Source organism: Sphingobacterium allocomposti (assembly GCF_008124885.1).
In the GTDB taxonomy this organism is placed as follows: Bacteria; Bacteroidota; Bacteroidia; order Sphingobacteriales; family Sphingobacteriaceae; genus Sphingobacterium; species Sphingobacterium allocomposti.
This window is the reverse complement of record NZ_VNHX01000001.1, coordinates 64,272-77,904: the sequence shown is the minus strand read 5'-3', so window position 1 is coordinate 77,904 and position 13,633 is coordinate 64,272. Positions and strand designations below refer to the sequence as shown.

Here is a 13,633-nt window from a genome sequence, read left to right as displayed (position 1 = left end):
AAGCTAGGTATAGACCACAACAGTCGCAACCTGAGCCGTCCTGTTTCCGCGTGCCCTACGACGTTCCCCTCCTTCATACAGAAGCGCGGAGTACCGTGTAGAAAGGCACTTCCAGCCTACTTTTTAAATTGTTTAAAATACACGCTCCTGCATATTCCCCCATAAGTTTAAAATCTGTAGATACCGTTGTGATGCCATTGAGGATAAACTTTTTTAACGGTGTCTCGTTGTAGGAGATGACGCCAACATCCTGCCCTACGGACAGATTTTTTACGCGTACCTTATCCAGCAGATGCACGAGATCATCTTCTGCCAGATTGATGTAACAGGTTCCCGTTTTAATATGTTCGCGGCGTAGGTTATCGACGAGAACGTGGTCAAAAGCGTAATCCTGACAGAACTTGTAGAATCCCTTGATAATAGCTTTGGGGTAGTCGCTGTTGTCAGGAAAAACCAACTTAAGCATACCGTATTTAGATAGCGGGTCACGGATGCTCTCCAGCGCTTCATAAATGTCCTTTTCATAGTTTTCGCAGACAATCGGAAAGTCTCCCTTCAGCCCTTCTATCTCGCGTCCCAGCAGAAGTAGCTTATCTGGAGGTATAACGGAAAGTACTTCCGCCGCCTTATCCCTCCCTTCCTTAAAGTAGGGAAAGACGACATAGTGATCATAAGGTTTCGACAGTCCTTGCAGTAACGTTCGCAACTGTGTGATATCACTATTGTAAACAAATAGATCGATAGAAGCTTCCCCTCCTATCTCTTGAGCAAAGGCGTCATAGACAATCTTCTTGTGGGCGCTGAGCTTATTCAAGAAGACGGCCACACGCAGCCGGAACGACTGCACGCTCGCCACAAAATATCCCTTGCCGGGCGAAGAAGCTATAATCTCCTCGGTACGAAGCTTACGATATCCTTTTTCAACAGTATCCCGCGCAATCTGCAGATAATAACTGAGGTCGTTAATCGAAGGCAAAGGATCTCCTACCTGAACAATTCCGTTCTTAATTGCTCCGACGATGGCGTCCGCCAGCTGTACATATTTCGGCGTAGCGGAGAAGTCATTGATGGCTATCGACTTAATCAGCTCCGCGTTTATAACAGTGCGCGCATTCGATGAAATGATTAGTGTTTCCATGCGTGATACTTAGGTTTTAAATGAAATGATGATTAGCGTATAGGCCACAGCGTGCCGTATGAGTCAAAGTTAAGCCGCGACGCCCTGTCACCCCCGTAAAAACAGCTCATAATTCCCGTAAAAATGATTCATTTGTCCTGTCTCGGCCCCTCTCACTCATTTTGTCCTGTACACCTCCTTCCCATAACCAACGTTTTCGGCATGACAGGTCATGATAGCTTTTACACGTTTTTTTTATAATTTAGAGCTTGTTTAGATTTGGATCATCAAAACTTGTAGCTCTTTTCGGAGGGTACGAGAGAGAAAGGTTTCCGAAAAAATGGAGTACACTTTTTAAGGATGCAGGAAGCCGTATCCAAATAAGAAACGTCAAAACAATTAGCCATCTTAAACGGGCTCATCGATCTGGAAGATTTTCAAAACGCTAACCGAAACAAAAATTATGCATGTAGTAAAGCTTATCACGTGGCTCTGTCTATTGGCTTGTACGTTATCGTGTAGGGCGCAATTTCTACAACTCAAATTTGATCACATCACCTCTGAAAACGGCTTGCCCCACAGCACTATCCACGGCATAGCCAAGGATAAACATGGGTTCATGTGGTTCGGTACATGGTCAGGCTTATGCCGATACGACGGGTACGACATCCGCGTTTACCGCTACGACGCCAACGATCCGCACAGCATTGTCAACAACCGTATACACAACGTCTTGCTAGATGGGCGTGGCGACATCTGGATATCGACGTTTAACGAGGAATATCTCTGCCGGTATCGCTATGAAACCGACGATTTTGATCGTCTGCCGCTAGATCAATGTCCACCGGAACTGCGGGGAAAGATTAACCGCCGCGACCATCGCCTGCAAGTTAATTTCACCTATAAAAACACGCGGTGGCATCTCGACAACCTGAGCACGGCGTTGGTCGAGACCAATCTGCTGTCAGGAAAAAGGAAAACATATACCGTAGATTCATCCAATCCTTGGTCTATCAACGATGCATATGTCAGCGATGTCTTTCTTGACGATCAGCAAGTCCTTTGGCTGGGCACGTATAGTAACGGTATTAACCGAAGTTACTTAGAGGCTACTCCTTTTCATTATTTATACCACTACGCCGACCGCAGGAACTCGCTGTCCGAGAATATTATCCGATCCATTTCCGAAGATCTGCAGGGCAATTTATGGGTGGGCACGCGGAGCAAAGGTATCACCCTGATTAAGCAAGATGGCACGTATAACCACTATCGACACAATCCGGAGAGCGATCATTCTATTCAAAGCGACTATATTAAAAAGGTCTTTTGCGACTCAAAAGGACATATATGGATCGGCTCTCAAAGCGGGCTTGATTTTGTAAGTGCGCGCACAGAACGCGTCCGGCGCATCAACTCGCCCCTTTTAATTGGAACCGGCGTCTTTGGTATCGCGGAAGATGCAAAAACCAACTTATGGCTTGCGACATGGAACGGCATCTTGAAGTACGACCGCCGTACAGGTCAGATAAAATCGTTTGATCTCGGCAAAGCGCTGCCTGAGCCCCATGTATGGAGCATTCTTGTAGACACCAAAGGACAGATCTGGGCGGGAACGGAAGGAGGAGGGATCTCCATTTTCAAAGAAGACGAGAAAGGTGGTCTAAAACTCGTGCGGAGGCTACAACATGAATCTGCTACCGACAACGCCCTGAGCGACAATCGGATTTATAGCATTTTTGAAGACGACGAACACCATTTCTGGATTGGCACGGGAAACGGTCTCGACCTCTACGATCCGATGACCACAAAGGTTATCCCCCTGTCCCAACGATCGAGCTTATGGCCCAAAGGAACCATCGCCGGTGTCACACAGGATCGCAATGGCTTCATCTGGGTAAGCCACAAACAGGGCATATCCCGTATAACGAAGCGTACGCTCGCTATACGTACTTTTTCAAAACAAGACGGGCTACAGAGCAACGAGTTTGCAGACGGGGCTGTCTACCGAAGTAGGCTGACCCACCGCCTTTACTTTGGCGGAAATCGGGGGGTGAGTTACTTCTCTCCAGATAGCATACGTACAAATCCTGTGGCGCCGCGCGTGGTGTTCACCGAACTTCGCGTCTTCAATGAGCAGGTGGCCGTAAATCAGGAGGTGAACGGCAGGGTTATCCTTCGCCGACCACTCTACCTTACCCCTTCCCTCCGTCTCACCCATGAGGACAAAAGCATCAGCATAACGTTTGCAGCGTTGCACTTTGCGAACCCCGCAGGAAATAAATATGCCTACATGCTAGAAGGCTTCGATAAGGACTGGGTATACACCGACGCCAGCAAACGTATAGCCACATACTCAAACTTAGCGCCGGGAGATTACACGTTTAAAGTCAGAGCTTCCAATAGCGACGGCGTATGGACAACCACACCGACCGCGCTACAGATCGCTGTAGCTCCCGCTCCGTGGGCGAGCGCTGGTGCCTACGTCATCTATGCATTGGTATTTGCAGGACTTCTTTACGCTTTTTATTACTACATCAACCGGTACACGCGACTCAAGTCCGAGTTAGCCTACGAAGCTATTCTTCATGAAAAAGAACGAGAATTACACGAAAGTAAACTTCAGTTTTTCACGAACATCTCCCACGAAATAAAGACCCCGCTTTCCCTAATTCTCTCGCCCATACAGCAGCTAAAAAACTGGAACAGGGATGATATGCGCATGCAGGATCAGCTCCAAACCATGGAAAATAACGGTAATAGGCTACTGCGGACCGTTAACCAGCTATTGGATATACGGCGCCTTGAGACCGGCCATGAGACGCTCGAACGGACTGAAATAGATCTCGTATCTTTGGTTGACAAAGCCTGCAGCGCGTTTTTGCAGGAAGCCAAACGAAAGGCTGTAAACCTGAAGATTGCTTCTTTTGCTCCGACAGTCCTTCTCGCAGTGGATGCAGACAAAATAGAAAAGGTCCTTTATAATCTTTTATCGAACGCAATCAAGTTTACGCCTCCCGAAGGCATCATCAAAATCCGCATCAGCCGTCCGGACAACGACGTGATCATAGACGTACTCGATAACGGATCGAGCATACCTCCAGAAGATCTGGAACGGATTTTTAGGCCCTTCCTACAGGGGAAAACAACGGTCTCAGGAGGCACTGGACTGGGGCTAACTTATAGCAAATCACTGATAGAGTTACATAACGGCACATTAACTGCCCAAAGCCGGTCGCATGCAACCCAGTTCCACCTGACCCGCTTCCGTATAACGTTGCCTACCAACTTCTCAGATATGGGGCGTGAAGCTACGCACGTCCACAAGGCTGCCAACGAGAGTTTTGTCAGCCGGTTCCCCCCTTCTTCTTTCCCACAGCCTGCCTTTACGCTACCGCGCAAGTGCTCGTTGTTGCTCGTGGAGGACAATGAAGACATGCGACATTACTTAGCTTCATTTTTTGCCGACACGTACACGGTCTTCGAGGCACCCAACGGCGACATAGGGATTACCATGGCAAAAAAACACATGCCCGACATCATCATAAGCGATGTAATGATGCCCAAAACGGATGGGATTTCGTTTACACGGATGGTAAAGTCGGATATCCTCTTATGCCACATTCCGGTTATATTGCTTACCGCCCGTACGTTGCTTGCCTATGAGGTGGAGGGGCTGGAAACGGGTGCGGACGACTACGTGGTTAAACCGTTCCACCTCCCTATTTTATCGCTGAAAGTCAGAAATTTGCTTCTATCCCGTTTTAGTCTTCAGGAGAAATTTAAGCGGAAGATCTCAGTAGAACCGCTCGAAATGTCCATACGTTCTCCCGATGAGCAGCTGCTCCAGAAAGTACTGGCCTACGTAGAAGAGCATATCGCCGATTCTGATCTAAAGATTGATAAAATATGCCAGTCTATAGGACTAAGCCGCGCGCAGCTCTACCGAAAGATGAAAGCGCTGACAGGTTATAGTATGGCTGACCTTATCAAGGAGGTGCGACTCAAACGGGCTCAACAGCTATTACGTGACAAGAAGTTCCTGATTAGTGAAGTGGCCTATATGGTGGGCTTCAATGATCCTGAATATTTTAGAAAAAGCTTTAAAGGTAGGTACGGCTACTCGCCCAGCGAGTACGCGAAGCAATAAGGATAACCACGCAAGCAGGACAGTTCGGGTTGCCGGATCGAAGTAATGTGCGTATTCTTGTAATAACAACCGGATCCGCCCTGTGTAAGTAAAGTTCTCTACGTTAATTTACATAGACAGCGGCGGATCGGATGGTGCGGCAAGCTTGCCCTTTCCGTGCCATACGCCTTTCATTTCACATACAATTTAGTGCGACAACAGCCCCGATGCGAGGGCTGTTTGTTTTGTTGTTCCGTCCGGAAGTTCTACCTAGGCCGACTTGTAGAACGCGAGCGACAGGACGGAGCAGGTTGCCTACATGCAAAACAAACACTATTATTGCTCATCGATTTGTCGTCTGCCAATCTGGACTTCCGGAACGATGCAACAGACGGGGAAAATCGCCATAGACGTGCTACGTTGAAGTTTTTTTCATATAGGTTAGTCAAGGTTCAGCCTCTCTTCCGGGAGGCTGCTCTTTTTACGCTCCGCTCCTCTCTTTTAGAATCAGCCTAGCTTTCTGCTGACGCTTTTCTTCACACAGACAACTTATCAATGCAAGCGGAATAAACAAAAACTTCTGCCGCCGGAAGAACGCTGTTCCATTAACGACAACAAGCACGGCCAATTGTACCCGTCTAAGCAGACGACGTACATAAAGGTGGCCACATAATTCATAAACCCATCTATTCTTATACAGAAAAAATAATATGGTAATATGAATGATAATTATTAAATTAGTCGAAACTACAGCGGCTTAAATTATGAGATCTACAGCATCCGCAAACCCCTTATTACTTTGTGCAGGACGGCTGCTAAAAGTACGGTTCGTCGTGAGCATGCTTTTGTTTTCCCTATTTTTCAGCGCCTGTAAAAAGGATAGCGAACTGGACATGGATCCAGAAACGCTCGACACACGGTGGATGAAACTGAGTATACCAGGGCAGCTCCGCGGTATCAGCGCAATCTACGGCAATATTGACGACACACTGGTCGTGGCCTCTCTATATCACCTTTATCGGACCACAGACCGCGGATTGACATGGCAGCGCATCTACGAGGGAGAACTGGGTATTTCGGGCCTGTATATGTATAACGGAGAGCTGTGTGCCCTGGGAAGCTTTATCGATCAAGCAGGCAGTAGTACCGGACACCATCCTTTTCTATTTTCTCAAGACTTTGGCAATACATGGAAACGGGAGGGGAAATACGACTACAGCGTCTATACAGACATTTTCGTGTTACGTAACCGCGCCGCCGTCGACGATAGTACCTACTTTGAAATTGCACCAAATATATATACCGTGGAAGATCAGCGGAAAGGGCTCCTACCTCAGCCCGATACTTTGCAGCTCGTTAGGAACGACATCAGTACCCCTGTATATTTCCCCTTTTCGCGGCGGGTTAACTGTCTTTATCTCGATGAACAAAAGCGTCTCTACGTAGGTGCTGAAGGCACCCGCTTTGAATGGTCGACAAAAGGAAGCAGCAAGGTTTATCCCACCAGCACCGACTCTGCACTCTTATATATTAGCCGCTCACCCCTACTCAGCTGGTAAAGATCGCGGAGAGCCTTGCGCGGCGCGTTTTACTCTCCTTCCTCGCTGTGCTCTGCTGTTTAATAATTCTGCTGTTGTCTTTTTTTAAAAATCTGCTAAGATTTCGTCGCTCTGTTCGTTGTATGCGTATAACCGATATAAACATCTATGGATTCTACGGCTATAGCGAGAATTATAAAACGATATCTTGAAGGCGCAATAAGCGACGAAGAAACAATAATATTAAATCAGTGGCGGTCCGATGCACCTGAACATGAGGCGCTATTCGAGAAAATCCTAGACGGGTCAGCGCTCTTCGAAGACGTCATGCTTTGGATGGAATTGAATCAGGAGAATCAACAAGAGTGGACAGAACAGTTAAAAGCCGACGTCTTACAAAAGATCCAACCAACGCCCTCTACTCTCTACCGACAGCAAAAAACGACCGTGGCCATATACGTAGCAGCAGCGGTACTGCTCATAATCGGTGCATTTAGCTTTCTTCAGTGGGAAAACCTATCTGATAAAAAAGCTGAAATGACACTATCTGCCATTCAAGGCGGTTCTAACAAGGCTGAACTAGTGCTTTCCAACGGCCAGAAAATCAATTTACGTAGTGATAAAGACGGCATCACCCTTCAGGGGCAGCTTGCTTACAGCGACGGCACGCCGCTGCTATCCTTAGATAAAGCGAAGTCTGCCAACATCACCGCTACGATAAAAGTCCCAAAGGGCGGAAAATACAATATTACCCTTGCCGATGGTAGCCGGATTTGGCTAAATGCAGGGTCTGAGCTTGAATATCCGCTCGTCTTCGATCAGCAGAAACGTCTTGTCCGTCTAAAAGGCGAGGCATACTTTCAGGTAGCGAAATTCGAACACAACAATAGCCGCGTACCATTCGAAGTTCACAGCGAACATCAGACAGTAGAAGTGACAGGGACCTCATTTAATATCTCTGCTTATCCCGACGACACAAACACGACTACGACGCTGGTCGAAGGAGCAGTAACAGTAAGCGCCGGCCATCATCGGGTTCGTCTATCCCCCAACGAGCAGGCAGTCTATTCTTCGGACGGGCTTAAGTTAAAAAATGTAGACGTCGAAAGCTTCATCGCCTGGAAGGAAAACAAATTCCTATTTTATGAAACGGAACTACGCGATTTGATGAAGAGTATCAGCCGTTGGTATAATATAGACGTGGCATATCAGGGAGTAATACCACCGACATATTTTTACGGAGAAATCGGCCGTGAAAAAAACTTAGCTGAGGTACTAAGAATCCTCGAAAAAAGTGGCGTGAAATTCAAGCTCAAGTCACGGGGGACATATCAGCAATTAATAGTTATCCAATAATAAACACTAAACAAAAAACCTATGGACTTTACAAACATCGCCTATCCTACGTAACCTTTACGTAAATAGAGAACCGAACAGGGTCTCGCACACCCTATCCGGTCCGAAGAGACTTATTGTGTGCTACGATCAGTAAACACTTAATTCACAACAAATCTAGTGTACAAAAATATGCTTTTTATACAACAGAACGATTATGGCAGGAGGTGCCTTGCCAGATCCGAAATAAAACGTGGGATACGCAACATGAAACTAACCATCTTACTTACTATCCTGAGCATCTTTAAACTTTCCGCAAGCGGATTCGCGCAGAATATCTCCCTCAAAGCGGTTAATTCGCCTTTGATAAACGTCATGCGCTCCGTTCAAAAACAAAGCGGTATGCCTTTTCTTCTCAATGGGAAAGACATAGCCTCCACACGTATCACGGCGGATATCCAACATCAATCTCTTGAGAAGACGTTGACCCTTCTCTTTAAAGACAGGCCAATCGCATGGGAAATCTCCGACGGCACCATTATTCTGAAGCGCACAGCAAGGCCCCTTGGTGAAGCGGCCTCCCGCAGCCTCCCGCAGGAGCGCATCGTGCGCGGTAAGGTGACCGACGAACAAGGCCAGCCTATCCAAGGAGCTTCGGTACAGATATTAGGCACATCCACTGGAACCACGACCGATGAAAACGGAAATTTTACCATTTCTGTAAACGCCGACAACAACGTCCTTCAAACCACTTATGTCGGCTTCCAACGGTCAGAAACTGCCGTGGGTGATCGACAGGTCGTACACATCACCTTAAAAGCCAGTTTTGATGATCTTGACGAAGTGGTAGTGGTTGGATATGGGACACAGAAGAAAAAACTGACAACTGGAGCGACGGTTCAGGTGAAGGGCGAAGATCTCCAAAGGTTAAGCACTCCGAATATCCTCGAGGCCCTGCAGAGTCAATCTCCAGGAGTACAGATTACCCAAAACTCCGGCATGCCGGGAGAAAGTTTTAAAGTCACCATCCGCGGTTTGGGAACGATAGGGAACTCCTCTCCTTTGTATGTAATCGACGGGGTTCCGGGAGGCGACATCAATATGCTTAACCCTTCTGATATCGAAAGTATTGACGTGCTGAAGGACGCCGCATCGGCAGCAATCTATGGCTCGCGAGCGGCAAACGGGGTGGTGCTCGTAACCACCAAACAAGGGAAGGAAGGAAAAATGACCGTCCATATCGACAACTATGTTGGCCTTCAAAACGCCTACAAGCTACCATCCCTCTTAACGGCCAAAGAGTATATGGCCATCCAGGATGAGCGACGTTTCAATGAAGGAGCAGAGCCCTATAACTGGGCCGAACTTATTCCCAAGCAATACGAACAAATAATGCGCGGCACCTGGAACGGTACAAACTGGCTGAAAGAAATACACAATGATAACGCTGTGCTTCAAAACTCATCGGTAAACATGTTGGGCGGATCAGACCAATCCAGATTCTCGTTAGGCTATTCGATCACAAACCGGGAAGGAATCATGGGGGTGCCGGTTGAACCCCACTTTCAACGTCACACGGCCCGCATTAATTCCGAGCATATCTTACTCAAGAATGATGAGTTCAATATCATCACCTTCGGTGAAAATGTCAATTACGGCTTCAGCAAGCGGTCGGGTATCGGAATCGGTAACATCTATTGGAACGATATACATAATATGCTCGTAGGAAATCCACTGTTGCCGCTCCTAAACGACAATGGCGGATATTATGACCTCGCGAGCAAAGAGGCCGATGGATGGGTGTTTGATGGAGCCACCGCAAACCCTGTTGCCGAAATGTACTATCGCCGCGGACACAACCTAAGTAAGAGCCACAACCTGTCCGTAAACGCGTATCTGGAGATTCAACCGATCAAAAATCTGGTTTTCAGATCTAATTTCGGTTACCGGCTTAATGCGTCCTCCTATAGGCAATACACACCGACGTACGCTCTTTCGACTACGCTCACCAACGCTGTAGATGATATATCTCAGAACCAAGGGCTCGGCTACAATCTGCTGCTTGAAAACACATTAAGGTACCGCATGGATCCCAGAGAGGACCATCAATTAGACCTGGTCATCGGGCAATCGGTTGAAAAAACCGGACTCGGTGAAGATTTAAGCGTCGTAACCGCAAACTCGTCGTTTCCAGGACAGTGGAACAAGGCATGGGTCAGCAACGCTCAAGGTTACGCAGGCTTTATACCTACTGTCGGCGGCGTGCACTGGCCCGAAGGATCCATCGCTTCCTTCTTTGGGCGCGCAAACTATAATATAAAAGAAACTTATATGGCGTCCTTCACGCTACGCGCAGACGGTTCGTCTAACTTTGCTAAAGGAAACCGCTGGGGATATTTCCCTTCCGCCTCAGCAGGATGGGTAATAACCAACGAGGAGTTTCTGAGGGATAATGGTTGGATGGACTTCATGAAATTGAGAGCAAGCTGGGGTCAAAACGGAAACGCGAATATTGCGCCATTCCAATATTTAGCAACTATTGCTATTGACGCGAAAAACGGCTACTATTTTGGCAACAACAAGAGTACGTTAAATCGAGGGGCTTACCCCGACATACTGGCAAACCCCGATATTAGCTGGGAGACCTCGGAACAACTGAATATCGGCTTCGATTCACGGTTCCTCAATAACAAACTATCGGTTGTTTTTGACTGGTATAAAAAGACCACAAAGGACTGGCTTGTTCAGGCGCCGGTACTAGCTATTTACGGAACATCAGCCCCTTTTATCAACGGCGGAGATGTTGAAAACAAGGGGATAGAATTTGGACTTAACTGGACAGAAACTAGCGGCGACTTTCGATATGGCATCGGTATCAATGGAGCGTATAATAAAAATAAAGTGTTACGCATCGCTAACTTGGAGGGAATCATCCACGGACAGCCAGATGTCCTTAGCCAAGGTACAAAAGAGATGTACCGTGCCCAAGTGGGTTATCCCATTGGATATTTTTATGGATTCCAGACCGATGGCATTTTTCAAACGCAAGAACAAATTGATGCGCTAAGAGCTACCGGGTTAGGCGTCCTTCCAAATGCGCAGCCCGGCGATGTGATCTTCGTAGACAGTAATCGAGATGGCGCAATTACGGACGACGACAAAGTGATGATCGGGAACCCGCATCCCGATTTCAGCGGTGGCCTAAACCTCAACTTCGGTTACAGAGGTTTCGACCTTTCTCTAACCGCAATCGGTTCCTTCGGGCACCAAATTGCGAAGTCATATCGTTCGTTTGCCGACAGCCCGTTGCAAAATTATACGACTGAAATATTTGAGCGCTGGCATGGCGAAGGTACCTCGAACAAACTACCCCGGCTTACGAGCGGCAGCCACACCAACAATCAGTATATATCCGATATATACATTGAAAACGGCGACTTCGTCAAAATACAGAACATCACGCTGGGATATGACTTTCGAAAGCTGTGGAATAAATCACCATTCAGCCAGTTACGTATGTATGCCACCGTACAGAATCTACTGACCCTGACCGGTTATAGCGGGATGGATCCGGAGATAGGCTATGGTTACGACGAATCCTGGGTAACAGGGATAGATCTGGGCTTCTATCCGCAACCAAGAACGGTTATGTTTGGTTTGAACCTTAAATTTTAAAAGAATAAACCGAGCGCAACGAGCTCATCTATACTATTGATGATTAACACTAGATAATTTAATCAGATGAAAAAGATAATTATCCCCTTAATAGCTTGTTTGTTGACTTCCTGTGAGAAATTCCTGGATTCGGAAAGCTATGACAAAAAGAATACCGGTAACTTTCCAGTCACCGTTGCCGACGCAAACGCAATGCTCACTGGAATATACGCGAGCCTCAATATTGCTGTGTCGAACATCCAGCATTCTCATTTTTATATGGCAGAACTAGCGGCAGACGATCGTTTCGGAGGAGGCGGTGAAAACGACAGAGATATGCAGGGCCTAGATCATTTTATGAATACTCAACCGGATCGTTTTCTCCCCTTCTGGACTGCCCGGTTCCAAGGTATATTCCGTGCTAATACAGCACTGGAAACACTGCATCAAGTGGATGGATGGGCTGACGAGTCCCAACATAACCAAGTACTAGGCGAGGTTCATTTTCTGCGAGCTCTTTATTATTTTGAACTCTCACAGATGTTTGGTGAGGTACCCTTGGTAACCTCTACCGACGTGTCTAATATTCCAAAGTCTGCCGCGGAGGAGACCTATGCTGTTATTGCAGAAGATTTAAAAACTGCTATCGAACTCATGCCCGCCGCGCCCTATAGCAGCGTCGCCTCGGGACACGCCACAAAGTGGGCAGCGCAGGCGCTGCTAGCCCGGGTATTCTTATTCTATACTGGCTATTATAACAAGCCCGACCTGCCCCTGGCATCAGGCGGCTCCATCACAAAGACGGCTGTTGTAGAATGGCTGGAGGAGTGTATAGCCAACAGCGGACATGATCTGGTGGACGATTTCCGAAATCTATGGCCATATGCCAACGAATTTACAAAGAAAGACTATAAATATGCACAGGATAATAATTTACGCTACGCTGGAGACGGGAATAAGGAAACTGTCTTCGCCGTAAAGTTTGGAACACTGGTAGACTGGGGCGATCAATATATATTAGGCTATTCCAACCAGTTAAACCTGCATTTTGGGCTCCGCTCAAACAACGGGCAGGCCGGTACCTTCCCATTTGGTCAAGGGTGGGGCGCCGGGCCGGTCAACACGACGTTATGGAACGAGTGGCGGTTGGCGGAGCCAAATGACATTCGTAGAACCGGATCGATCATTAATGTCGAAACAGACGTGGAAAATTATATCTATGGAGCTGACAACCAAATGGAGGAAACGGGGCTCTGGCAAAAGAAATACATCGCAATAACAGCATATCAAGATAGTGCACTCATTCCTTCCTACGCGATATTAGCGGATGCTGCACCCGCCGAATACCAACTGGCCCACACGCAGGACATGGTGCTTATCCGGTTTGCCGACGTGTTGCTTATGCATGCCGAACTTACGGAAACAAACACCAACTTAAACCGCGTTCGCGCACGCGCAAATCTGAGTCCCGTTCCCTATTCGCTCACTGCGTTAAAGCGCGAACGTCGGTGGGAGCTCGCATTCGAAGGGCTGCGCTATTTCGATTTGATGCGGTGGCATGATGCTCCAGAGGCACTGGCACGGCAGGAAGGCGTCAGCATCAAAAATAAAGGGATCGATACGCAAATGCGTGCTTTCGGAGGAGGATATCGAGCACGATATGAAGAGACTGGTGGCTTTTGGCCTATTCCGACGTCACAAATCGCCCTATCGGACGGCGTACTTACGCAAAACAAAGGCTGGGGCGGTGCAGCACAGGAATTCCCGGGCTGGTAACAACAGATTGTTGATGTTTGAAATGTGAGTTTGATAGAACAAATAGGATATCCAGATATTTCAGGTGACCAAAAAAACACTAACGAA

Annotated in this window: 6 protein-coding genes; 5 read left to right on the top strand and 1 reads right to left on the bottom strand. The window is 47.5% G+C overall.

What is annotated here, in order from left to right; all coding sequences use genetic code 11:
- Positions 1–73: 73 nt before the first annotated feature.
- Positions 74–1,138, bottom strand: a complete 1,065-nt coding sequence (locus BC792_RS00260) for a GntR family transcriptional regulator (protein ID WP_148906984.1) — start codon at positions 1,136–1,138, stop codon at positions 74–76.
- Positions 1,139–1,580: 442 nt separating this feature from the next.
- Between BC792_RS00260 and BC792_RS00255 the strand changes: the two genes are divergently transcribed.
- From BC792_RS00255 to BC792_RS00235, 5 genes are all read left to right on the top strand, one after another.
- On the top strand, positions 1,581–5,264 hold the full coding sequence (locus BC792_RS00255; protein WP_148906983.1) for a hybrid sensor histidine kinase/response regulator transcription factor: 3,684 nt from the start codon (positions 1,581–1,583) through the stop codon (positions 5,262–5,264).
- A gap of 743 nt (positions 5,265–6,007) precedes the next feature.
- Positions 6,008–6,802, top strand: coding sequence for a beta propeller repeat protein (locus BC792_RS00250; RefSeq protein ID WP_148906982.1), 795 nt, complete (start codon positions 6,008–6,010; stop codon positions 6,800–6,802).
- A gap of 147 nt (positions 6,803–6,949) precedes the next feature.
- On the top strand, positions 6,950–8,137 hold the full coding sequence (locus BC792_RS00245) for a FecR family protein (RefSeq protein ID WP_148906981.1): 1,188 nt from the start codon (positions 6,950–6,952) through the stop codon (positions 8,135–8,137).
- A 246-nt stretch (positions 8,138–8,383) separates the two neighbouring features.
- Positions 8,384–11,791: a SusC/RagA family TonB-linked outer membrane protein gene (locus tag BC792_RS00240; protein WP_148906980.1), complete on the top strand. Its 3,408-nt coding sequence runs from the start codon at positions 8,384–8,386 to the stop codon at positions 11,789–11,791.
- A 66-nt stretch (positions 11,792–11,857) separates the two neighbouring features.
- Positions 11,858–13,546 (top strand): RagB/SusD family nutrient uptake outer membrane protein, encoded by a 1,689-nt coding sequence (locus BC792_RS00235; protein WP_148906979.1) that lies wholly within the window; start codon positions 11,858–11,860, stop codon positions 13,544–13,546.
- Positions 13,547–13,633: the final 87 nt, after the last annotated feature.